Origin of the sequence: Metabacillus sp. 22489, assembly GCF_052044855.1 — a bacterium.
GTDB classification, from domain to species: domain Bacteria; phylum Bacillota; class Bacilli; order Bacillales; family Bacillaceae; genus Metabacillus; species Metabacillus niabensis.
In genome coordinates this window covers 13,558-38,606 of sequence record NZ_JBQENT010000040.1, presented here as the reverse complement: position 1 = coordinate 38,606, position 25,049 = coordinate 13,558, and the positions used below count along the sequence as shown (strand labels likewise).

The window sequence follows — 25,049 nt, the reverse complement described above, 5'->3', positions numbered from 1 at the left end:
CTATACTAAATCTAATTACCTTGGACTTTAATGTCGCACCAGCCACTTACATCACACTGTCCATATTCGTTACCACCTACAGACACCACCGTTCCGTCAGATTTAAGTCCAATGGTATGAGTACAACCCGCCGCTACTGCTACTATATCGTACCAGTCACTTACATTGCATTGTCCATACTCATTCCAGCCCACAGCCATCACTGTTCCATCAGATTTAAGTCCAACGGTATGTTTACTACCCACTGCTATCGCCACAATACCACGCCAGCTACTCACATCGCATTGTCCTAGCTTATTTTGACCCACAGCAACAGTTGTACCATCCAATTTAAGACCAACAGTATGGAGATACCCCGCCCCTACCGATTCTATATCACACCAGTCGTTTACACTGCATTGATGGTACCTATTATTCCCCACAGCTGTAACTGTTCCATCCGACTTAAGACCGATGGTATGCCAGTCACCCGCTGCGACTGCCACTATGTCACGCCAGCCACTTACATCACATTCACCATAATTGTTTCTTCCTACAGCAATCACTGAACCACACGATTTAAGACCAATGGTATGACACCAGCCCGCTGCGACTGCTACAATATCGCACCAGTCGTTTACATCGCATTGGTTATGCTTATTCCAACCAACCGCTACCACAGTACCGTCAGACTTAAGACCAATGGTATGAGCATTACCAGTGTTTGTCGCCATATGAACATTACTCGCCGCTACTGCCACAATATCAAACCAATCACTTACACTACATTGTCCATATTTATTGTCACCAACAGCCGTCACCGTTCCGTCAGATTTAAGTCCAACTGAATGACGACGACCCGCTGCTATGCTATTTTTAGCCCACCGTTTCACCTTTAACGCTGATTCTTTTGGTGAAATGTAATCCATATTGTGTTACCTCCTTAAAAACAAGAGCTATATTATTATTGTTCATGATTAATCTGCTTCGTTAGCACAATAACTTCAACAAAAGGAAGCAATAATCCTTCTTGGGCTATCGCTATACCTATTTCCATTTAACAAAAAGTAAACCGAAGGCTGCCCCAAAAATAATTGCTTAGTCATTCCATTTCTATTGGTTTTCGAGGTTTTTCATCGTCACTCAGATTTCCTACAAATTTGATTTTATTTAGTTTCACTATTCTGCCCCTTTAATTGAATAACAAAAAGCGATGCTTCTTTATTGAAGTATCGCTCCCTTCACAAACTAAAATTTTAAAGGTCATTAAAAAAGGAAAGCTGTCATTTTAGGAGTATAACTTTAATAATTCTTGCTGAGGTAGATTATTCGTTTTATCTGTCTCAATAAAATATTCCAATTGCCATTTTTGTGTTTCAATAGCTTGTTTACTAGTAGGGGTATCCCATATAGGGTAAACTCTTATTGCCATTTTTCCTTTTGTAGTGGCTGTTTTAAGGATCTTTTGTTGTATAAGAACTTCTTTTGGAAAAACAAACTGTCCAAATCTATCATTATTAGAAAAGGTATTAATAACCAATAAATCGGCAGCTTTTTCATATGAAAAGGCTTGGTTTTTATGAGCTGAATCTTTTTCCCAAAAGGATACAAACTGTCCTATCTTATTAGGTGTAGTCCTTGCTACTCTAAATCTAACTGATTTCGAATTCAGCTGAAATATACCAGCACCATAATCTGAATTTTGGGGTTCCTCTTGGATAGCTTTTATTACTAGGTGATTTGGTTCATAGAAATTCTCATTTACATATGTTAACGCCTTATAAAATCCATTCATTATTTTACCCCTTCTATTTATACGACTGGCTCTAATGGCTCCTTCAAGATTTTGTTTGACTTCGATATGACAAGCCATTTATTCAGCTACATCTTACCCTTATTATTTATTCAGTTTTTATCATATTTTTTAAAACATCGTAAACAAATGGAAAAGTCATAAAGCCATCATCTTCTAGAAAATGTCCACCCTTTTCAATAGAAAAAAATGATGCATCCAATTGTTTGGATAAATTTTGACTTAATTGATAAGGAACAATATGGTCATCTTTGGCAGCAATAACAACACGTGAACTAGTTGCAGAAATTATCTTTTTATAATCTACTTTTTTAACTGTAAAAGGATCTAGTGAAGGTAAGATTGATAATGATTCAGAAAATCCGGAAACAAGAATAAGACCTCCAAAATTTGGTAGCGGATTTAATTGTTCTAGGTAGTTCAATAGTGTAATAGACCCTAAGCTATGCGTTACAAAATAAGTGTTGTTATCTAAATTCTTTATATGATTAGCTAATGTTTCCAACCATTCTTCCCTATTGGGATCAGATGAATTTGGCATGTGAAGAACAGAAACTTGATGATCATCTTCTACTAATTTTTCTTTTAACCAAGGGAACCAATGATTAGCTGGAGAAGCTCCGTATCCATGAATAATATAAACTTGTTTTCCCATTAATAATTCATCCTTTCTTATTATACGTATATACCAGTATATTACAGTTCTAAACCTACATGTTAGAAAAAACACTTGAAGAAAATATAATTTGTGAAGGGAAAGAAAAACTAGCTGAGATTAAAAAAATAGAATCATATTCGGGCGATATTGTGGTTTTAACGGCAAGCACCCGTTAGTTCAATAAGAACATAATGATTTAAACAAAATAATAAGTAATAGCCCATAAGGGGTAGCTTCATACCTTAACTACAGTTAAAATACCAGTCATACACTAACCGTTTTTGTTACCTTTATTTTTTTGAGGCCGAAAAAGGGTCTCATCGTTTTCTAGCTTAGAATCAATAAACTCCACAATACGTTGAAGATCGTGTATTTGATTCATAACTTTATCTTTATATTCTAAAAGGGTTCTTTTTAATTCGGGAACAGAACTAAGTTTATATTTTACAGGATATTGTAAAATATTTTTCATCTCATTTAATGACATTCCTGTTTTTTTCAGACAAATGATCAGTTCCATTAGCTCTATGTCTTCTTCATCGTATCTTCGATGTCCATTTCGTTTTCTTTTTGCATAAGGAAGCAATCCGATTTTTTCATAATAGCGGATCGCATCTTCAGTTAATCCGGTTTTCTTGGAAGCTTGCTTGATAGAATAAGCATTCAAATTATCACCTACTAATTTTGTTTACAGATAGATTAATTAAAATCTAAACGAGAAACTCGTTTTGGTAAATATCAAACAGTTGATTAAGTACTTGTGCCTCATAACCAGAGAATTTGATTGCAGTTTCTTTGCCCTTGTTTACAAAAATCCCGGTAATTTCGTTGTTGAAATTGAAAGCAGCTTCATATAAGCGAGATGCCCCTTTGCTTGGTGGAGAAAAAATAAGGTTCCTTATTGGAAGAATATAACTGGGCATTCTTTTTCCTTTGGTCAACTTCGTCCTGTTTGGTCCTGGGCAGACACTGCGAATTTTTATTCCCTCGGTCAATAGCTTCGGAGCAATTCCATTCGTCCACAGGGAAAGGGCTAATTTACTGTTCGCATATGGACCTATAATCTTTTTAAATGGAATTGTCTTAGGATCGATTACTGTATTTAAGTCAAATTGCTTTAAAAATAATAAAGAATTGGAAGACGTATTGATGATCGTTTTCTCCTGCCCCTGTAGTAACAGTTCTTTAAGTTCCATTGTAATGATATAAGGCACTAATGTATTAACTTCAAAATGAATTTCACGCCCTTGTTTGGAATATTTGTATTCAGCAAAACTGACTCCTGCATTGTTAAAAATCAAGTCAATTTTGGTCTCGCTTTTCTTAATCTGGCTAAGTACGTTTCTAAGACTGAAGAATTCAGCTAAATCAGCTTTATATATTCTTAAAAGCTTCTTTTTAAGAGCATCAATGATTATTGGTTGATCATTTGGAAAGTCAGAACGAATTACAGCAATTACTTCCCATCCTTGAGATAGCATCTTTTTCGTCAGTTCCAATCCAACCCCAGAGTTGGCTCCTGTAATCAATACCACTTTATTTTGTTCGTTCATTTTATTCTTCCTTTCTGTGTTTCCGATAGTAAACACAGATTACTACTTGGAGTGAACACCAAGTCAAGGAAAATTTATTTAATATATTTCCATAAGCGATTTATATTCGTATCCTTTGTAGTGTTATAAATAATCATTAAAATGGATGCTAAACTAAGTTGCGACCTTAGTTAAATAAAACTGCTTAGTTCGCAATCCGAATGAAAATAGACTTACAAATGAATATTAATACTGATTAAACTCGTAAGGTTGGTATTACTGTTTAATCAAAATGTAATTAAAGGATTGTTATTCAGCACTATACTATCATCGATTTTTAGTCTTACTATTATTGCTTTAACAATTTATCATCACACAAAGATAAGTAAATTAAATCAAGAATAAATCAGAATAATCACATCTGTGATTATTCTGATTTATTCTTGATTTTCGTCTATTCGACATAAAAAGCATAGTTTTTTCTTATTAAACTATTCTGCCCATTTAGTTCAATAAGACGTTTCACTTTTGTTACAGAATATAATCTGTACTATCTGCCTTTGTCCTCGTCTATAACGATACTATAAGAAATATTAAGTTTATCCCAAACCCAAGTCTGAAAAATTCTATCTATTTCTTTTTTTAGTGCTTCAACATCCAAATCCGCATCAATACCTAATTCTTTAAAAGTAAATGTTTCTGTCGCCTCTGTACCTTCATATTTTGTACTATTGAATGAAAATGTAACTGTTCTATCCATTAGTTCAACCTCCTTATTTCCCCTGCATAAATCAGTCTATAATGACAGTTTACAGTATTCTTTCTTTTTGCACTAAACTCCCCCTTTAGTTCAATAAAAAATGCGATACCTCTTTATCGAAGTATTGCACCCTATAGTTTAAGTACAATTCTACACATACTTGTTCTATAATTGGTTTAGAAACCTAAGACAACTTATATTTATAATGAAAGAGCATTGTTTATTTTAATTATTTATTAGAGGATTATGTTCTTCTGGTAACCGAAAAGTTGATTGTTTAAACATGATACATTCAGAATTAGGTTTTAGAATTGATTCAAACTCTCCCTTGCCAATTAACATTCAGATTAAGGGGCAAATAAAATAGCTATTAGGTAAAGATATACTAACACCTGGAGATACACTTCCTTTAACTAATGAGTTAGCGAATCAATTATCTATTAATCGAAATACGATTCAGGGAGTATATTCTCAACCTAAAGAGAAGGTCTGTTACTCATACTAAAGGGACGGGGGACACAAGTTGCAAACAACGAAGGATGCTTATGATGTAGGCTTTAATGTTGAAAACGGATTGCTTCTGAATTCGCTTATATAAACTGTTCGGCCAACCCCTGAAACGTAAAATGCATTATCTCTTTATTGAATGCAAAATTGCTTCTTGTATCTTTTATCTAGATGAAATTAAACGGATGACATCTGCAGAAATTGATAAAATTGATGTTTCTGAATTACCAGAACAAGCTCTTATTAAGCTATTCAAAATGCTGATGTCATTTTGACACGCTCCGATCTAGTAGATAAGGTTAAGAAGTTTGCAGATGTGACCCAAAAAAACATCATCTCTGTTGGTTCAACGAACGATGTGTCACTAAGAGGGTAATAAAAATGGAAATATATTAAACAAATATAAAAAAGCAGCCAATGAAGGTTATCCCCATTGACTGCTTTTAAACAAATGATCCTCTCGTTCAATTAGGTGTCTGTTCTAGATAAGCTATGCTTTATACAAAAGGTCAGCCATCTCAACTAATTTTAAGGATAGAATCATTATTCCCTTTTTATAAAATCTCTCCATTCGACTCAATCACGCTCTTATACCACTCAAACGATTTCTTCTTACTTCTATTGAGCGTCCCATTTCCTAAATTGTCTCTGTCCACATAAATAAATCCATAACGCTTCTTCATTTCTCCAGATCCTGCACTTACTATGTCAATACATCCCCACATTGTATAGCCCAATACATGTACACCATCTAGGTCAATTGCGTCTTTCATCGCTTTAATATGGGCTGATAGATAATTAATTCGATCATCATCATTTATGTTTCCTTCATCATCCTCAGGTATATCATTAGCTCCTAGGCCATTCTCTACAACAAATAATGGTTTTTGATACCTGTCATATAATTCAATTAATATTATTCTCATACCTAAAGGATCAATTTGCCATCCCCATTCAGAAGATGGTAAATATGGATTTTTAACTGAATCAAAGATATTTCCAGTCGTTTGCTCAGCTATTTCAGGATTAGCAGTACCAACACGAGACATATAATAAGAAAATGAGATAAAGTCAACGGTATTATTCTTTAATAATTCTTCATCGCCTTCCTCAATTTCAACTTGAATTCCTTCTCTTTCAAACTTTTTAAGCATATAAGCTGGATATTCTCCTCTTGCTTGAACATCCGAAAAGAAATAATCTTCTCTGTCTCTTAATTGACTTACAAGAACATCTTCTGGATTACAGCTATATGGATAATGTTTTCCACCATCTAACATACAACCTACTTGATTATTTGAGTCAATTTCATGAGCGATTTTTACCGCTAATGCGTTAGCAATTAATTCATGATGAGCAGCTTGGTATTTCACTCGTTTTGCCTCTACTTCATCTAAATCACCAACATATAGACCTGCTCCCATAAAAGGTGCATGTAAAACCATATTGATTTCATTAAAGACAAGCCAATATTTTACTAACCCCTTATATCTCGTCAAAATGGTTCGACAATATTTTTCAAAAAAGCCTATCATCTCTCGACTACGCCATGAACCGTATTTTTCAACAAGATACATAGGAACATCAAAATGAGAAATTGTTACAAGTGGTTCAATATTGTATTTCTTACACTCTTTAAAGACATCTTCATAGTATTTCAAACCCTTCTCATTTGGCTTTTCTTCATCACCATTTGGATAAATTCTTGTCCAAGAAATTGACATCCGATAAGTTTTAAAACCCATTTCTGCAAATAAAGCAATATCTTCTTTGTAACGGTGATATCCATCAATAGCATTCTTTGCTGGATAGAAATAACCTTCTTGAAAGTCGAACATTTTTTTCTCCCCGAAAACCACTGCTCGTCGATCTTCTCCTGTTGGCAACAGATCGACGTTTGCTAATCCACGTCCATCTTCATTATATGCTCCTTCATATTGGTTAGCGGCAGTTGCTCCACCCCATAAAAAATTCTTTGGAAATCCCATATTATTCATCCTCCTTAAGGTTTCATTTCTATCATAGGTTGAAGTTTTTCAACAGACTCATTTTCTTTAAGTAAACGTGTTACTTTTTTATTTGTTGATGAAAGATTTGTCACGACAATTGGCGTTGTAACATCATATCCTTGTGATTTGATGTATTCAATATCAAATTCCAGCAGAAGATCCCCCGCTATTACCTGATCGCCATCACTTACTTTTGGAGTGAAACCATTTCCATCAAGCTTAACTGTATCTATTCCTACGTGAATTAGAATTTCATCCCCTTTATCAGATAAGAGCCCAATTGCATGACCCGTCTTAAACATGACTTGGATTTTCCCATCGACCGGTGAATATACTTTACCTACAGAAGGTATAATCGCTATGCCGTCTCCTAATAACTTTTTTGCAAAAGTTGCATCTTTTACTTTGTCTATTGGAACAATCACACCTTCCATTGGTGACAGCAATTTATCTCCATCGCTATTTAAGCTAATTTCATTATTATTCACTTTTTTATCAGCTAAGTCCTTAAATCCTAATACGAAAACAGCTATAAATGAAACAACCGATGCAATGACAGCTACAATTATTGCATTCATTAAGTTAGAAGTTTGCTCGGGTGAGATGAACTGAATCATCGATATAATCCCTGGAGAAGCTAGAGCATACGATTTTATGTTAAATATACCGACAAATACCCCTGCAACCCCAGAACCAATCATTGCAGCGAACAATGGTTTTTTTAGTCTTAGTAAAACCCCGAATAAACCAGGTTCAGTTATACCGGCCATACTAGCTGAAATTGCTGAAGATATGGCAACAGATTTAAAGTTCTTATTCTTGGTTTTGACTCCAACTGCTAAACAAGCAGCACCAAGCGCGAAATTAGTCGCTAGCATAAGTGGTAAGAATAATCCATCAAATCCAGGTCCAGCAAAGTTCGTAAACATAATTGGATCAAAAGCATGATGCATTCCTGTAATAATTAACAATGGCATTAAAGCAGAGAGAATAGCCATTGTAAGCCACGGAGAGAACTTTTGGGCAATTTCTGTAATTTCTGTTAAGCCAACTCCGATAATTGCACCTAATGGAGCAAAAATAATTAGAACGATAGGTACTGTTATAATTAATGCTAATAGCGGCTTAAATATTGCCTTAGACCATCCTGGTGTTAGTTTATCAACCAATGGTAAAACTAAGCTTAGTACCCATGCTGCAAATAGTGGTGGAATCACAGCAGATGTATAACTAGTAGAATATATTGGTATTCCTAAAAACGATAAACCATCCCCTGCCATAGCTTCAATTAACATAGGATGTATTAATACAGCAGATACAACCATTGAGAGAACAATATCTGTATTTAATTTCTTAGCTGCAGTAAATGCAATAATTACCGGTAAAAAATAGAAACCTGCATCAGCAATAATATTCAATACATTATAGGTTGGCGTTCCATCCAATCCAACCATTCCAAGAATAACTAAAACAAGTTTGACCATCCCACACCCGATAATGGCAGGGAGCGCAGCTACTAAAGATCCTGAAATATAATCAAAAATGGAATTTAAATAACCCCTTACATCTTTCTTCTTTGGCTCCTTATTGCTCTCCTCTTCACCCGAAGTGCTGCGTATCGCCTTAGGTAAAGCATTAAATACATTAGCTACCTCACCCCCAATGATGATTTGATACTGACCGCCTTGCTTCATGACACCCTTAACACCCTCTATATTCTCTACAGATGCATCATCAACTTTAGACTCGTCTCTTAAAACCAATCGCAATCTTGACATACAATGAGTGGCATGTTCAAAATTTTCTTCACCAATTGCATTGGTGATTTCTTCAGCAACTTTTTTATAATTCATCCTCTTTTCCCCCTATAAAGAAACTTAAGCATAGTTCAAACAACATTAACTTTAATTAGAGAACCTCCAAAAGGGCACCTACCATCATTTTTAAACGCCTTGTGTTGTATTACTATTTGCATTATTGTCATTATTTTAAAAGTAATAACCTTTCTGAGGGATAGGGCTTTCATGATCGAAAGTGGCGACTTGCCTTCACGCCCATCGTTTTTTCCTATAAAATAGAAAGACCCAAACTCCTATAATTTCAAGAGTTTGGGTCAAGCTCGATCAATTCGATAACAATCCCATTTTATTTATCATTTATGACACGATTTATGTGAATAGTAATATAAGATAACTCAGCTGGTGTTAGCTTATGTCTTGTTTCTTCCAAAACATAATCACTAATTTTTAATGCACAATCATATTCTCTCGGATAGCTGTGACGAATCATAGAGAACAATTCCAAATTGTCGTCATATAATGCTCGATTCATCGTTATTCTCTGGATAAAAAATTTCAAGTGAGTTAACAATCGTCCGTATGCAAGGCTTTCTTCAGAAAACTCCTTATTAAATGTATACTGAATAATACTTACTATCTGCTTAATTATTTTCGTCATACCTACTGTATGATCCATTGTATTATCCATTTCGGCATTCACAATATGCAACGCTATCGTTATTGCTTCATCAATTGGAAACTGCACTTTTAATCTTCTCGAGATAATTTCTAACGCTTCTTTTCCAATCAAATACTCATGATGATAAAAATGCTTCACTTCCCAGGAAAGAGCATTTTTAAAGTCCATCCCTTTCTCATGACGTTCAATAGCAAAGTGAAGATGGTCAGTTAGAGAAAGATAAATGCTATCACTTAACCTTTTTCCAAGGGATAGTTTCGCATATGATACTATTTCATTAATTGTTTGGATTTCTTCCAAAGGAATATCTCGTAGTAATAGCTTAAACCGATCAGTAGTACTAGGATTATCTAGAGTATATACTTTTTCAATTCGACTAGGATCTACTTCTTGTCCAATCTCTTTTTTAAACCCTACACCTTTTCCCATGATAACAACTTCATTCTCATTTTGTACTGACGTTACAATATTGTTATTAATTATTCTTACGATTTTCATCACAATCCTCCTTTCAAAATATTATTGAACAAAAAAAACAGTTATCTCCAACACAAAAAAGCTGGACATAACTGGGTTAAGCTTACATTCGTAATAACAATCCCTATTTTATATCAAATCGTTTAATAAATTTTCATTTTTTAGACTTGCCCACTTAAGGTAACAATCTAGATAAATTGTACCACGCTTACATAAGAAATGCAAGACGTGATTTCGCTTTACTAATAAAATGATAATTCTTAAAATTTCTATCTATAATACTATTTTTTTCTAGATTACCATGTTCTTGTTCCACCTTAAATAAGTAACTATATATTTAGATATTACTTTTAATTATAAGCCTTCTCAATTGTAAATCTATTGTCGTCATATTTCTAAAAAACATTTTATTTAACTTCTCTGAATAAACAGCAATCCAATTTGTTGATATTTCGCTTTTATTTATACGTCACCAAAAACATGTCTTAAAGGTTTCAACTAAATAGCATCCAAAACAGAAAAAATCATAAAGAAAGAACCTCTTATCTTCAAAATCACATAAAGAATAAAAGGTTCTATAAAACTATTTTCGTTATCCTTACTTTAGACTATTTCAATTTCCTTGCTTTGCAGAACGGATAAACAAAAGTGCTATTAGAGCACCAGCAAAAGCCACCATACCACCCCAAAAGAATGCTTGCTGATAGCCTTCATTGAGTGTCACTGCAGTCTCCCCTGTTACACTAGCTGTTGCAGCTGCTGCAATTGACACCATAACCGCTAAACCAACTGCAGATCCAACTTGATAGGTCGTATTATAAAGACCTGATGCAACACCTGAATCCTCTGATTTTGCTTCTGCCACAGCCGCTGTCGTTGCCGGAAGATAGGTAAGAGCATTTCCAAGTGCTGCCAATACCAGTGGGACAAATACATTGCTCCAATAATTCCCATCAATTGTATTGCCTGAAAATAAAAGCCCCGCAAGACCAAGTATGATAAAGCCAATCATCATTGTTATTTTCATACCCAATTTATTCATTACCCTTTCAGCTAAAGCAATCATGAATATTGCCATTAGAATCGGTGCAGGTAACATTCCCATCGCAGCCTTAAATGGTTCAAATTCCAATACTTGCTGCAAATATAAAATAAGGAAGTAAACCAAAGGAAACCATGATGCCGATAATAATATAAGAGCAATGTTCCCTGCTGCCAAATTAGGTGTCTTAAAGATGCTAAGCGGTACTAATGGCTCTTTTCTAAACACTTGAATAAGGATAAAGACGATGAATAGAGCAATACCTATTCCTAAAGGTAAAATAGTTGAAAGTGCTTGCCAGCCGTTATGTTCTACGTTAACGATACCGTAAACAAGAAGGACAAGAGCTGCTGTAACAGCAATTGCACCTGCATAATCAATTCGACCCGTTTTTGGCATGTATTTTTGTAGAAGCTTTGGAGCTAATAGTAAAACGATAATACTGACAGGAACATAAAATAGTAATGTTGCCCGCCAACTAAATAACTGTGTTAAAACACCGCCAAGAACGATACCAAGTGCACCGCCTGCTGCACCAGAAAGCCCCCAAACAGCAAGTGCCTTCCCCATTTCTTTCTTATTAGCAGAAAATAAAATCATAACTATTGATAGTGCTGATGGTGCAATTAAGGCTGAACCAACCCCCTGGAAAGCTCTCCCTATATTCATTGACATTTCATTCCAAGCTAATCCAGCGAATAAAGATGAAATAGTTAAGATTGAAACTCCCCACATAAATATTCGACGGTGACCTAACAAGTCAGAAAGTTTTCCTCCTAACAGTAGTAATCCCCCAAACACAATCAGAAAGGCGTTCATAACCCATTGTAAGTTTGACTCTGTATATCCAAGTGCCCCTTTTATAGAAGGTAAGGCAACTTGAACAACAGCGGAATCCATGATCACAATAAAATTCGCAAATCCCAATAAAGCTAATGCTTTCCAACGCTTCGGATCGGGTTGTGTAATAGACTGTGAATGTGCTGACAATTTTCAATTCCCTCCATTTATTAAATTTATTTTAGAATTAACTTATTAATTGATCTTTTCCTATCCTTTTTAAAAATTTATAAAAAGTTTCGCGCTTTTTACCGTTTTGTGAATAGAAATTGATGATCTTTTCTACTGAATCATACAATTCTTCTGGTGTAAGACTGTCCATCAACAAGGAACCAACCTCAGCATCTTTCCCTTTTGCTTTGCCTCCAACATATAAATTGTAATGATCTTTCATTTTCATGATCCCTATATCACTTAGCATAGGCTCACCGCAACCAATGGGGCATCCTGTGTAAGCAACTTTCAGGGTAAATGGGACGGCTTTCCCGGCAATACGGCGATTTAGCTCTTTTGCAACAGGCATTCCTTCCTCTTCTTCCCCTTTGCAAAAATTACAGATTCGCAAGCTCTTTACAAAGTTTCCAACTGGATAGCAAGCTAATCCAACACTCTCAAACTCTTCTATTATTTCGTCTTTTTGGTCTTCTGGAATTTCTAGATAGAGTTGTTGGAATGTTGTTAACTCAAGTTCCTCATCTTCATTCAAATATTTTGATATCACCAAAAGTTGCTTTGCGTTTAGTTTTGCTCCAAAACCTATTCCACCATTTATGGCGATCTTCATTTTTTTCACCATGACTATCTCCCTCTTTTAAATTTATAAAGGATTAACAATTGTAATATACGTTACCTACGGAGGGTATATAAAGTAATATGAATATCCTGCTTATCATACATCAACAGGATATTCATACTTTTCATTTATTTTTTAACTTCTATAACAAATGGATAGACATGAACCTGTTCTCCGAACTTGAACTCTGCCCATAGCTTATATATTCCCGGTTTATCAAACTGTGTTTCAAATACAGTCTTATCATCTGCTACAGGGTGAACATGGATATATTTTTCACCCTCTTCATCCAAGACGACAACATGGCCTAATGCGCCTAGATGCGGCTCAGGTGTTGCATCCTTCACATCAAAATTAAGTATTATCTCTTTGTTGACTTCAAGGGAATCAGTTATTAATTCAACTGTTTGACCATTGATCGTCTTCGTAAATTCAGTATCTGCTGCAAGATCGTTCTCAACGTGTTTATGATTCGCTTCACCCACATGGAATTCAATAGGCTTTACTGAATATTGGAGACCTTTTGGTTTAATGTCAACGAACGCTTTATAAGATTGACCTGATAAACTTACCTTCTGTTTATAGATTCCATCCCCTGTTTTCTCAGGATGTAAATGATGGTACTCTTTTAAGTCTGAACTCACCACAATAAAATGCATGTATTTTTCATGGGAAACTTCCAGTTCCGGAACATTGTTATTTATATCTTTTAACTCAATAGTGATTTCTCCGTTAGCGTAAGACACCTTAGGGGTAACCTCGCTAGTTGTGTTTTTACTATGATTTTCGTGTGCGTGATGACTATTTTGATGATCCATGTTTTCTTCCTCCTGTTCAGTAGTCGGATGGGTATTATGTTCATCTGTATCAGGATTCATACTTGCGTACACATTGAAACCTATGATGACTATCCCAAGATAAACGATCGCCGAAATGGTCCAAATCAATATACTTTTTTTCAAACTAGGCACCCTCCTTTCTACTTTTGAGCCTTTAACTTAACTCTTTGAAGCCTTAAGGCGTTAAGAACAACAGATACAGAACTGAATGCCATTGCTGCTCCGGCTAACCATGGAGCTAAGAAACCAACTGCAGCGATTGGAACACCTAAACTGTTATAGGCAAGCGCCCAGAAAAGATTTTGCTTAATATTAGTAATTGTCTTCTTACTCATATAAATAGCGTCTGCAATACTTGATAAATCCCCGCGAATAAGCGTGATATCAGCTGCTTCCATTGCCACATCGGTACCTGTACCAATTGCCATTCCAATGTCAGCCGTTGCTAATGCAGGAGCATCGTTTATTCCGTCTCCTACCATGGCAACTTTCTTACCAGCCTGTTGAAGCTTTTTCACTTCTTCTGCCTTGCCTTCTGGTAACACTTCTGCGATGACTTTCTTAATTCCAACTTGTTTTGCAATTGCTTGCGCTGTTTGAGTGTTATCCCCTGTAATCATCACTACATCTAAGCCCATCTTATGCAAGCGGGCAATAGCTTCTTTAGATGTATCTTTAATCGTATCTGAAACAGCAACAATACCTGCATAGTGCCCATCAATGGCTACCAGCATTGCTGTTTTCCCTTGCTTCTCTAAATTCTCCATTTTGACTAATTCATTTTGTACATCGATATTATGTTTCGCCATCAGTTTTCGTGTACCGATAAATAGTTCCTTACCTTGTACCGTTGCTTGAATCCCAAAACCAGGAATGGCTTCAAAGTTCTCAGCTGACTCTAGAGAAATATCCCTATCCTTGATCCCTTCAACGATTGCTTCGGCAAGTGGGTGTTCGGAGTTTCTCTCAGACGTACCAACAAGCATAAGAAATTCTGTTTCATCGATACCTTCAGCTAAAATGACGTCAGTTAAAGACGGTTTCCCATTTGTAACGGTACCTGTTTTATCAAGAATAACCGTGTCTAATCGATGAGTTGTTTCAAGGTGCTCTCCACCTTTAAATAAAATCCCAAATTCAGCTGCACGACCTGAACCTGCCATAATGGAAGTTGGTGTAGCAAGACCTAGTGCACATGGACATGCGATGACTAGTACGGCAATGAACTTTTCAAGTGCTTCCGCAAACTCCCCAGGACTAACAGCAAAATACCAGATAAGGAAGGTTATAATCGCTATTCCAACTACAATTGGTACGAATATACCTGAAATCACGTCAGCTAAACGTTGGATCGGCGCTTTAGAACCTTGGGCTTCTTCAACTACTTTAATAATTTGAGCTAAAGCCGTATCTTTCCCTACTTTTGTTGCTTTAATTTTTAGAAAGCCATTTTTATTGATCGTTGAACCAATGACATGGTCTCCTACCTTTTTATCGACTGGAATACTTTCACCGGTAAGCATTGATTCATCAAGCGCTGATTGTCCTTCAACTATCTCACCGTCAACCGGTACTTTTTCACCTGGTTTAACGTAGACGATATCGCCTCCTAATACATCTTCAATTGGAATAATCATTTCTTGACCATCACGCATGACCGTCGCGTTTTTCGCTTGTAGACCCATTAATTTCTTAATCGCTTCTGATGATCGACCCTTTGCTTTCGCTTCAAATAATTTACCTAAGATAATTAAGGTGATAAGAACAGCACTTGTTTCATAATAGAGCTCAACCATATGAGCGTTAGAACCAATAGACATAATACTCAAATACAAACTATAGAAATATGCAGCAGATGTACCTAATGCAACGAGTACATCCATGTTTGCACTCTTATTTCTTAATGCCTTATAAGCCCCAATGTAGAATTGTCTCCCTACGATAAATTGAACAGGCGTAGCAAGTGCGAGCTGTACCCAGGGATTCATAAACATATCAGGTAACCAAATAAAGCGAGTGAATTCAAAATGACTGACCATGGCCCATAACAACGGAAATGATAAAATAAGTGAAAAGATAAACTTTCCTTGTTGTTTTTCAATCTCTTTTTGGCGATGGTCGACTTGTTCCCCTGCTTTTTCTTGCTTTTGTTCAAGCGAATATCCTAATTTTTTGATTGCCTCTTTCATATCAGAAGTGGATATTTGTTCAGGGTTAAATTCAACCTGAGCTGATTCTAATGCGAAATTTACCGTTGCTTGATCAACTCCATCTAATTTGTTAAGCCGTTTTTCAATTTTATTTGCACAGGCTGCACACGTCATTCCGGTAATATCAAACTCTGTTTTCTCGCTTACAACGTTATAACCTAAGGATTGGACCCTCTCTTTGAATTTTACTATGTCCGTTTTTTCAGGATCATATTTGATATTGGTTTTCTCAAGGGCAAAGTTTACATTCGCATCTTCGACACCTTCAATTTTCTTAAGTCCTTTCTCAATCCTTGTTGCACAAGCCGCACATGTCATCCCTTGGATTTGCATCGTTGTTTCCTTTTTACTCATGTTTTCTCACTCCTTCACTATATACTGACAGGGGGTATAAAGTTTTGTAAAAAATAATTGTGCCGACTACCAGCACAATTACTTTTGTGTGTTTTTATAAAACCTTAATTTTCTACATCGTACCCTTGGTCTTCAATTACATCTGTAATTTCTTTCAAACTAACGATGTTTGAATCGAATGATACGTCAACTTTTCCTGTATCAAGATGTACCTTAACCGCTTCAACACCTTTTAACTCTCCTACATTTCCTTCTATAGAATTAACACAATGTCCACAAGACATACCCTGTACATTTAATGTCACTTGTTGCATAAATAATTCCTCCTTGAATTTTTATATTACAATACCCTAGTATGGTACCGAATTAACATTTTTTATCAATCGGCTCTTTATCTCAACCGATCACTCTTAAAAATTTTTCAAAATACTGCTTGAGTTACTGAATTTGATGTAATCATTACTTAAGTTTTCTTCAAGATTACATTTTTTATTCCTTTAAATATATTTTATGTGCTAGTCAGTCTCACCTTCTTTTTTGTGTTCATTTTACATTAAAAGCTATCTTAGATCTTCCAATCAAGAAACATCTGATCGCTATTCACAAGTTGAATTTACTATACCCCCGAAAGGTAGTCAACTAATAAAAAGAAAATACCAGCCACCATAAGATACTGATATTTAGGCTATTGAGACTTAGAGAAGCGTTTAAACACTTCCATTAATTCCTGAATCGCCTCTTCTCCATTTCCATCCTTAATCGCGTCAGATACACAATGGTGTGTATGCTTTTCCAATAATTGAAGGCCGACTTTATTCATGGCTGCGTTAATAGCCGAAATTTGGGTGAGAATATCTACACAATACCTCTCGTTTTCAATCATATTTTGAATTCCTCGAACTTGGCCTTCGATTCTTTTTAAGCGGGTAATTAATTGATCTTTATCTTTTGTTGAGCGATGTGTCACTTTTACCTCTTCAGAATTAGTCATACTATTCCCTCCCTCTTTTTCTAATATTATATAATTTTTTAATATACTTAACTGGGGTATGTTATTATTGTATCATATAATAAAGAAGAAAGGAAAATTCAGAAACAAAAAATGGACCAAAGATAACGAACATAATATATCCATTTATACCCTTCCCGTTTTAGTTATTTATCCTCTAGAAAGTAATTACCGGGTATACATCTCGTAAATCTGTTCTAACTTTTCGTTTAATCGATCAAAACGAACAAACCGATCCTTTCGTAAATATTCCTTTTGATCTACCATAAAAAGCATAATAGGGAGCAGTTAAAATTAAAAATTTCCCTGCTACCTCTTCTACCTTACTAGCATCAATGTGCCCCAAGTAGATATGTGGGTAATGATCCAGCAGTTCCCTTAGCTTAGGTAATATAGCGTGACAAGTACTACACTCTGGTGTAGATACGTACAAGAAGCTCAATTCATGATTTTCAAGAAACTCTTCAACCATCTTAAGCGTAGTTAAATCATTTACCTTTTTCATATTAATTCTCCTTTGAAGGTCCTATGAATCAGCCAAATTACCTTCTAGGTTCTACCTTCAATTACAATTAGATACAATAACAGCGGACATGAAATATTGCTGCCGTCAGTCAATTCTTTAGCGCTGACCGGACAAGCAGAACCGTGTAAGGACTACTGTTCGATCTTTCCCTAGCAACTTCAATGGTTTCCGGATCAACTGGAATTTGCCCGGAAAAATAAAAAGTCTCCTGCTTGAATGATTTAGGAATAAGGTCCAATCGCTATAGTTGACCTTTCTGAATAAATCGTTGTTCTAACCATCATATTCACTCTTTATAGGCTGTCATAGGCATTTAAAGCATTCACACTGTGCGCCAGTGCAGAACCTGCTTTTAAAGCCGTCGCTACAAAAATAGCTTCTGCCAGCTCTTCCAAAGTAACACCCAGTTTTTTCGCGCACTTTGTATGAATCTCAATGCAATAGGCACAGCCTGTAACATGAGCTATAGCAACGGCAATTAACTCTTTTTCTTTTTCGCTGATTAACCCCGGTTTCATCGCTTCCTGTTCAAATTTGTTGAAAGCACTAAAGGCTTCAGGACTTAATTCCCTAAATTCTTTAAACCGCTCCAAATTAGATCGCTGATAAAGCTCCTCCCCTCCCATTTCATCAAAAGCGTTTAAAGCATTCAATCCATGGGCCATAGCAGAACCAGCCTTTAACGCCGTTGCCACCATGACAGCCTCCATAATTTCTTCTTTTGAAGCTTCTAATTTTCTCGTACGTGACACATGATCATTAATACAATACGGACATCCTGTGACATGAGCAACCGCTACTGCAATCAGTTCCTTCGTTTTCTTCGTGATCATCCCTTCTGCCATTGCCTGTCGGTCAAATGCGAGAAAGGCTTTAAACGCATCAGGTGCAAGCTTCCCTATCTCTGGTATTCTACGAAAATAAGATTTTTGATATAAACTTTCATTTGTCATTGAAAAAACCTCCATTGAATCTGCTAATTTTTTATAAAGTAACGCCACCGCCCTACCCTATACAAAGTTAATGGGAATTTCGATTAGATTACATTGGACCATATCAAGATGAATTTTGACGGATTCAACGCCATTTAATATACCTATATTAAAATTAATACAATGTCCACAAGCATCCCTTGTACATTAAGCTTTATTTGTTGCATAAAATAATTCCCAGTCATCTTTACTCACTAAATTTACTATACCCATGTATGGTATTTATAATAACTTTTAAATTTATTTTTTGATTTTAGAAACTCTTTCTTTTTATCAGGATCATCTTGTTTAAATCGTTCAATTACGCAAGTGTTAATATGACTCTCTAATAAAACTATAGAAACAGAATCTAATGCTGCTTGAGCTACTGAGATTTAATATTGTTTATTTTCTTTAATTTGACTCTCTCCCTGTTCATCCTTTTAATGAGCTTATCTTGTAGGTCACTAGGATAGTTTCACGTTCTTTTTCTTGTGTGCACAACATGTTTGTCAAGAAAGCATCATCAAGTCTTCCAATCATGCATCCCCCTTTCAATGACCATCTGAAATATTGGCTTGTTAATCACAAAACAAACTTACCATACCCCTGATAGGTATGTCAACATATAAAAATATATGACCAGCTTGTATGTAAAAACATCTTGAAATAAATTGAACCATTGTTCACAGCAGCCCAATTGACAATGGAGAAGGTTTTAAGAAGTCTTACTTCGGAAGATGTTGTGAAGGATATTTCTACTAAAGAAGATATCTGTTAAAAAAAGGCATTCCAAAAGAATGTCTTTTCTCTTTGTTCTTCAAACCTTTCCATTACTTTAAGTACATAACTTCAAATTCCCATTTAAAATGTAAGGAATAATCAATAAACCAAGTGCTGCAATGCAAAGACAAACTATAAAAGTAATTAGAGCATTATTAAATGGGGATAAAAAATAAAGAGGTTACTATATAATCTTGAAGGAAAAGTAATTTTATGTTTGGAACTACAATTTACAAACTGAATACTACTATAAAGCAAGTTTGATTCAAATATTTTATCCATTTAAATCGAATATTACACTTTTTGCAATATGGAAAATTATCACATCTCCATTGTATACAATTTTAACACAATAAGACTTAATACCTCTATAAAAGGGGAATTTTGTTATTATACTACTTAAACTAAACTACCCCTTTAGTTCAATAAAAAATGCGATACCTCTTTATCGAAGTATCGCACCCGTTAGTTTAAGTATAATTTTTCACAATAAAGCTAATTGCTAATTAAAACGTAAAAATAGATAATTCTCATTCTCTCTACTTACATTATACCATTACTTACAGGTTATTTTATAGACTACTCTTTTATATATTTCCATACTATACTTTTATTGAAATACACAAATCTAAAAATCAAAGGAGTGTGTCAGAATGAACAAAACAGATGTCCTTGATAATGGTCCTTTTTTTCATGGTACTAAAGCAGAACTAAAAATTGGAGATTTATTAGAACCTCAACACTTATCAAATTACCAAGATAAAAAATCGAACTATATATATTTTACTGCGACATTAAATGCTGCTAAATGGGGTGCTGAATTAGCAAGGTCTAATTCAAAAGAACGAATATATATTGTAGAACCATTAGGTGAGTTTGAAAATGATCCGAACGTGACGGACAAGAGATTTCCCGGAAACCCTACCCGTTCATATCGCTCTAAATTTCCTTTGAAAATAGTAGCTGAATTAGGCTCATGGGAAAGACATTCTGACGAAGAAATAAATCAAATGCTTACATCCTTAAAAAAGTTAAGTGAACAAGGAAAATATGTAATATACGATTAATCCAAAATATCTATAAGGTAATGATTTAAGAACTAAAAATCAATTTCCTTTTGCACGCTGTTTGAAACCGTCAAACTTTCAAAATCTGGACAAATAAAATTGAAATTTCTCCCCCTCAATTCTTGTGGGGATCTTTTCAAAAAATGACCTGATTGTTAAATACAAGATAAACATCGATTTTCAACTAACATGCTCCTTTACTTTAAGTATATTACTTCACAATCCGACTCTAATTAACAGAAATATCCAAGTGTTAATCCATATACTTCTTAACTAGCCTGCATCTTTAGTGATAAGAACAAGGAGTTGTCGAAACAACTCCTTGTTAAGTTAAAGCACCCGTGAGCTAAAGAAGGATTACGTCTGATTGTAGGAATTTAAATCTTTCCAACCTTGAAAAGTGTTTCTGAAATTTATAGAGAAGGTATCATCTTTACTAAAAAGTAAAATCAATGAGGAGTCCCAAAAAACTAGTTCAACAATTGCCTTTGGATGTTGGATTTTTGGATTATCAACCCAAAAATTTGGGTTTCCATCAGCATATGGTTCCACTTTAATCTCATTTAAATCAATTGTCTCGTTCTTTTCAAATGCTGAAAATACACCCCAAATAAAATAAACCTCTTTATTATTGGCAAGTTGCATTAGCTTATCGCCTGTAATCAAGTAATTATTAAGACGAGCATCACTATCTTTGAATTCTCGATAATCTTCAAAATAATCAAGGTAATTTTCAGGGTAAGTCCAATCAAGGTCAGTTAGTAGCCAATTATATTTTTGTTCAAGTCCATTGAATGAGTTTAATATTTCTTTCAACTCTAAAAAATCATCTAAAATGGTGTTCATTTCTTCCCACCTTTCAATTATGAAATATAGAAGGAGTTGCTTTAGCAACCCCTATATTTTAAATAACCTTTTATTATCATTTTTACAGTTTCTTTTCCAATTCCAGAGCCTGCTCCGTTACTATATTTTTCGTTGGTGGCTCAGTTATTTACCCCTCTTTTTTAAGTAGTTGATAGAACACTTTCTAATACTAAATTTTCCTTTTCAATTTTGATTTTATTTCTTGCAGTAATAATTGTTTTTCTGCCTCTGATATACCATCAACAGAAAGCTTTCGAGATGCGACTATAACAATCCAGGGCTCTACTTGCTCATAGCTTATACCCGTTAACTTTGTGTACTCTTCCATAAATGCTTTAATGATTGCTTCTCTAGCTAAGTCGAAATTTTCAATTATTTGGCGTGGAGTATCTGGTGGTAGAATGGCATATTTCATCATGATTATGTATTCTGCGATGTCTGTTTCCGGATTTCCTATTGTGGCATTCATCCAATCGATCATAACAAGCTTTCCATTATGTATAAGTATGTTATTTGGATTAGGATCACCATGGCAAAGGTAACCACTTTGGGGTAAGCTGTCTAATAAATTAATTACATAATTCTTTTCCATTTCGTTCAAATAATTAACACTTAATATGTGATTTTTCACGATTTCTCTTTGAGGAGGAACATGAATATTAGAGATATTATGAATTTCACTTAGAAGGCGGGCAGTTAATTGTATGTCACGCATATCTAAAGTTTGAGCAGATTCTGACTGTTCTATTAGATTTTTGAATAAGCGTTCTTTTAGAGTTTCTCCGTAAATTCTCTCTAAAACGATTCCCGAACGATTATGTACCTCCACTATTTCAAATGGCTGAGGAACAGATAAATTCATCTCCCACACAGCAAGGGTTTTCTCATATTCGATTTGAATTGCTTTAAATGTTGTATTTGATTTTGCTAATTTAATTATTTTGTTATCGCTCCCCCACTCAAATATTTCTGAGCAACTTCCTTCACCTATTTTCCGACCAATTCTCATGAATTACCTCCTCGTTAAAATATAAAAATCATAAACAATTAATTTAATTCGAGAAGGCTTTTCTTCATTCCTTCTATCTATAAAACAGCTTTCTTATTCAATCAAAGATACGCATTAAAACGTTTGAGTTGTTTTTTCCTTCTTCTTTCTCTTCTTCCTTTTGCCATATAAGGCTTGCTTCAGCAAATCTGCTCCGTCTTTTTTTATAAACGGAATGGTTGCAATTCCTAATACGACGAAATAAATCAACGCAGCCGTAATACAAGTTGAAGTAATTTTCGTGAATTGGAATAGATTCGGAGTATCGGTAACATGGCAAATGAATTCCGAGATAAGGATGGTCAAGGCAAATGCCACTAAAGTGAAAAAACTCGATTTTATACGTTTCCCTTCATTTTCAAACTTTTGGACACGAAAAATCATCGACCAGAATAAAGTTGTCCATAAATAATACAGAACAACAAGCAAAAACCAAAAAAACCATAAAAATCCATAGATTACCCACAGCATGTCTTCATCTCCCTTCTGTTATAGATGATTTTGCTGGCAGGAGTAGTTTAAATTACTTCTCAATTCCCACTGTTAATAGGAAATTTCCTGTGCAATATACATCATATTAAAAATACAAAAAATATGCTAAAGCATGTTATAAAAATACTTATTTATAACTTTATACTATTTTCTTTCCACTCTTCTTCTAAAATAGCGTAATAATACTCATCCCACCATTCATTTCCCATTGGAATACATTTTTTAAAATAGCCTTCCCTTCTCATTCCAATCTTCTCCATCACTCGATAAGATGGGATATTCTCTGGCTGACATGTTGCGATAATTCGATGTACCTTCATTTTTTCAAAACCATATTTCAAAATCGCATATGCTGCTTCAGAAGCATACCCTCTATTGTAATACTTTGGGTTAAACACCCACCCAATCTCATACGTATGCTCACCAAAATACTTAAAAAATGCAATGTGTCCAATCACAATATTCTCATCTAGTAATACAACAGCAAATTTCTCTGCCTTCTCACCACTATTTTTATGTATAAACTCTTTAACATCTTCTTTAGTAAAAACACCTTCTGGTATATATTTCATCACATTACCATCAGAAGTATATTCATAGACAGCTTGCCAATCGTTCAATTCAAAATTACGTATCAATAACCTTTTTGTATTTATCTGCATTACATATCCCCCAATAAAATGACTTAACCCATACTCCTTGTTTCGATAATAAGATAAAAATAACCTCTTAACCTTATCATCTCCTCTTCAATTTAATCACTTTAAGCACTATCCTTCACAACTTGCTTCGTTAAAAAACTAAAAAAGGCGATCACTATATAGAATCGCACTCTTTTAGATTCATTAAAATAGATTCTTAATGAAACGGATCAATATCCTTGGTATAAACATTAAGATGTTCCACACTATTTCAAATATAATTGAATCGCGAATTTCTAAAAGAATTTCTTTGAAAATGCCGCGACTGCTTTTCTCTTCTTTCACCTTCATCCTTTAACTCCTAACAACTCAATATTTCTATTATGAAACTATTTCAATTATCCTTTCGATTCAACAACAAGAGTTGTATGACACTAATGGTTTATTTATCTAATCTTCTTTTGTTTCATTATTCCTAATACAATCGGGATAAGGGCACTTAATATTGCGATTGGTAGAAACCATACCCCAAATCCATTTCCTATACCTAATGCAATTGAAATTGATTCAATTAAGATTAATGCAAAGATGATGAGACATATATTCTTTAATTGATTGACAAGTTTTCGGCTCATTAAGTAAAACTCTTTAGCATTCTCTTGATTTAACCGTTCAGGATAATTGTGTATTTCTGGGAATTTTTCAAACAATTGCATCATGAATGCAATGAATGCTCCTACTATGGGTAATATAAATAGTTCCATCTTTGAACCCCAACGATCTACCTCACCTAACGCATTGTAATGTGCCGGAACTTTGTCAGGTAGCTGATCCCAATTGTAGATTAAAAGGATGAACGAGCCTAAATAAAATGAATACCCGATGATATCCCAGATCCACTCACTCTTAGTTTTTACTATTTTTATTTTAGGTCTTTTCCAAGAATTTGCCATCCCCTTTACCCCCTTCCTTTTCCCTGCGAACAAACCCCAAATTTTTTCTATTCTTATACAAAAATAAATTTCTAAAACATCTTATATTTTATATACGATTGAAAAATAAATCTGTTTCGCGTTTTTTTGGAATAACCTACTCTATAGTCGAATAAGAAAAAACAATACCTCTAAAAAGGTATCTAAACCTATACTTAAAAAGCGGTATTTTCATCTATGCTCATTTTTACAAGCTTGTATATACGATAATATACAACAGTACCATTACTAGTCAGTTTTCCGCTCTCGTTACATTACTCTATTAACTATCTTCAACAATTACACAAAAATGACAATTTGGCTTAATAAACCAAATAATCACAAAAAAAGAACGGTCCCCTCACTTCCAAACCAGAAGTAAA

24 protein-coding genes are annotated in these 25,049 nt (G+C 34.7%); 1 reads left to right on the top strand and 23 read right to left on the bottom strand.

The genetic code is table 11. The features are described 5' to 3' along the window. Positions 1-11: 11 nt before the first annotated feature. The 18 genes from ACTJJ9_RS19740 to ACTJJ9_RS19655 form a co-directional block, all read right to left on the bottom strand. Entirely contained in the window at positions 12-908 is an 897-nt protein-coding gene (locus ACTJJ9_RS19740) for a chromosome condensation regulator (RefSeq protein ID WP_145583048.1), read from the bottom strand. Positions 909-1,267: 359 nt separating this feature from the next. Next, positions 1,268-1,774: a MepB family protein gene (locus tag ACTJJ9_RS19735; protein WP_145583050.1), complete on the bottom strand. Its 507-nt coding sequence runs from the start codon at positions 1,772-1,774 to the stop codon at positions 1,268-1,270. Positions 1,775-1,880: 106 nt separating this feature from the next. Beyond that, entirely contained in the window at positions 1,881-2,447 is a 567-nt protein-coding gene (locus tag ACTJJ9_RS19730; protein WP_145583052.1) for an alpha/beta hydrolase, read from the bottom strand. A 274-nt stretch (positions 2,448-2,721) separates the two neighbouring features. Next, positions 2,722-3,117 carry a MerR family transcriptional regulator gene (locus ACTJJ9_RS19725; RefSeq protein WP_145583055.1) on the bottom strand — a complete coding sequence of 132 codons (396 nt, stop codon included), beginning with the start codon at positions 3,115-3,117 and terminating at the stop codon, positions 2,722-2,724. A 43-nt stretch (positions 3,118-3,160) separates the two neighbouring features. Further along, a complete protein-coding gene (locus ACTJJ9_RS19720; RefSeq protein ID WP_145583057.1) occupies positions 3,161-4,003 on the bottom strand; it encodes an SDR family NAD(P)-dependent oxidoreductase in 843 nt (280 codons plus the stop codon). A 529-nt stretch (positions 4,004-4,532) separates the two neighbouring features. After that, complete coding sequence (locus ACTJJ9_RS19715) at positions 4,533-4,742, bottom strand: hypothetical protein (RefSeq protein ID WP_145583060.1); 210 nt, start codon at positions 4,740-4,742, stop codon at positions 4,533-4,535. Positions 4,743-5,803: 1,061 nt separating this feature from the next. Continuing rightward, positions 5,804-7,237: a 6-phospho-beta-glucosidase gene (locus ACTJJ9_RS19710; protein WP_145583062.1), complete on the bottom strand. Its 1,434-nt coding sequence runs from the start codon at positions 7,235-7,237 to the stop codon at positions 5,804-5,806. Positions 7,238-7,251: 14 nt separating this feature from the next. Then, a complete protein-coding gene (locus ACTJJ9_RS19705; protein WP_145583064.1) occupies positions 7,252-9,111 on the bottom strand; it encodes a beta-glucoside-specific PTS transporter subunit IIABC in 1,860 nt (619 codons plus the stop codon). A 292-nt stretch (positions 9,112-9,403) separates the two neighbouring features. After that, entirely contained in the window at positions 9,404-10,234 is an 831-nt protein-coding gene (licT, locus tag ACTJJ9_RS19700) for a BglG family transcription antiterminator LicT (protein WP_145583066.1), read from the bottom strand. Positions 10,235-10,826: 592 nt separating this feature from the next. Further along, positions 10,827-12,245, bottom strand: a complete 1,419-nt coding sequence (locus ACTJJ9_RS19695) for an MFS transporter (protein WP_145583069.1) — start codon at positions 12,243-12,245, stop codon at positions 10,827-10,829. Positions 12,246-12,282: 37 nt separating this feature from the next. Next, positions 12,283-12,891 carry a nitrite reductase gene (locus tag ACTJJ9_RS19690; RefSeq protein WP_145583071.1) on the bottom strand — a complete coding sequence of 203 codons (609 nt, stop codon included), beginning with the start codon at positions 12,889-12,891 and terminating at the stop codon, positions 12,283-12,285. A gap of 125 nt (positions 12,892-13,016) precedes the next feature. Next, entirely contained in the window at positions 13,017-13,850 is an 834-nt protein-coding gene (locus tag ACTJJ9_RS19685; protein ID WP_145583073.1) for a hypothetical protein, read from the bottom strand. 17 nt (positions 13,851-13,867) lie between these two features. Continuing rightward, the gene (locus ACTJJ9_RS19680) at positions 13,868-16,291 is read right to left on the bottom strand and encodes a heavy metal translocating P-type ATPase (RefSeq protein ID WP_145583075.1); all 2,424 of its coding nucleotides are present in this window, start codon (positions 16,289-16,291) and stop codon (positions 13,868-13,870) included. 104 nt (positions 16,292-16,395) lie between these two features. Next, a complete protein-coding gene (gene copZ / locus ACTJJ9_RS19675; protein WP_145583077.1) occupies positions 16,396-16,605 on the bottom strand; it encodes a copper chaperone CopZ in 210 nt (69 codons plus the stop codon). 371 nt (positions 16,606-16,976) lie between these two features. Continuing rightward, entirely contained in the window at positions 16,977-17,282 is a 306-nt protein-coding gene (locus ACTJJ9_RS19670) for a metal-sensing transcriptional repressor (protein ID WP_145583079.1), read from the bottom strand. A gap of 235 nt (positions 17,283-17,517) precedes the next feature. Next, positions 17,518-17,805 carry a thioredoxin family protein gene (locus tag ACTJJ9_RS19665; RefSeq protein WP_255451953.1) on the bottom strand — a complete coding sequence of 96 codons (288 nt, stop codon included), beginning with the start codon at positions 17,803-17,805 and terminating at the stop codon, positions 17,518-17,520. A gap of 314 nt (positions 17,806-18,119) precedes the next feature. Then, positions 18,120-18,779, bottom strand: coding sequence for a carboxymuconolactone decarboxylase family protein (locus ACTJJ9_RS19660; RefSeq protein WP_145583082.1), 660 nt, complete (start codon positions 18,777-18,779; stop codon positions 18,120-18,122). Between the two features lie 242 nt (positions 18,780-19,021). Beyond that, the gene (locus tag ACTJJ9_RS19655; RefSeq protein WP_440768836.1) at positions 19,022-19,192 is read right to left on the bottom strand and encodes a metal-sensing transcriptional repressor; all 171 of its coding nucleotides are present in this window, start codon (positions 19,190-19,192) and stop codon (positions 19,022-19,024) included. 1,041 nt (positions 19,193-20,233) lie between these two features. Here ACTJJ9_RS19655 and arr point away from each other — a divergent pair. After that, positions 20,234-20,647 carry an NAD(+)--rifampin ADP-ribosyltransferase gene (arr, locus tag ACTJJ9_RS19650; RefSeq protein WP_440768834.1) on the top strand — a complete coding sequence of 138 codons (414 nt, stop codon included), beginning with the start codon at positions 20,234-20,236 and terminating at the stop codon, positions 20,645-20,647. A 357-nt stretch (positions 20,648-21,004) separates the two neighbouring features. On the opposite strand, the gene ACTJJ9_RS19645 is transcribed toward arr, so the two are convergent. From ACTJJ9_RS19645 to ACTJJ9_RS19625, 5 genes are all read right to left on the bottom strand, one after another. Further along, positions 21,005-21,493, bottom strand: coding sequence for a hypothetical protein (locus tag ACTJJ9_RS19645; protein ID WP_145583085.1), 489 nt, complete (start codon positions 21,491-21,493; stop codon positions 21,005-21,007). 190 nt (positions 21,494-21,683) lie between these two features. Further along, positions 21,684-22,523 carry an aminoglycoside phosphotransferase family protein gene (locus ACTJJ9_RS19640; RefSeq protein ID WP_145583087.1) on the bottom strand — a complete coding sequence of 280 codons (840 nt, stop codon included), beginning with the start codon at positions 22,521-22,523 and terminating at the stop codon, positions 21,684-21,686. Between the two features lie 114 nt (positions 22,524-22,637). Beyond that, positions 22,638-23,033, bottom strand: a complete 396-nt coding sequence (locus tag ACTJJ9_RS19635; RefSeq protein WP_145583089.1) for a hypothetical protein — start codon at positions 23,031-23,033, stop codon at positions 22,638-22,640. 152 nt (positions 23,034-23,185) lie between these two features. Continuing rightward, on the bottom strand, positions 23,186-23,716 hold the full coding sequence (locus ACTJJ9_RS19630; protein ID WP_145583091.1) for a GNAT family N-acetyltransferase: 531 nt from the start codon (positions 23,714-23,716) through the stop codon (positions 23,186-23,188). Positions 23,717-24,141: 425 nt separating this feature from the next. Further along, complete coding sequence (locus ACTJJ9_RS19625; RefSeq protein WP_145583094.1) at positions 24,142-24,648, bottom strand: DUF1648 domain-containing protein; 507 nt, start codon at positions 24,646-24,648, stop codon at positions 24,142-24,144. Positions 24,649-25,049 lie beyond the last annotated feature (401 nt).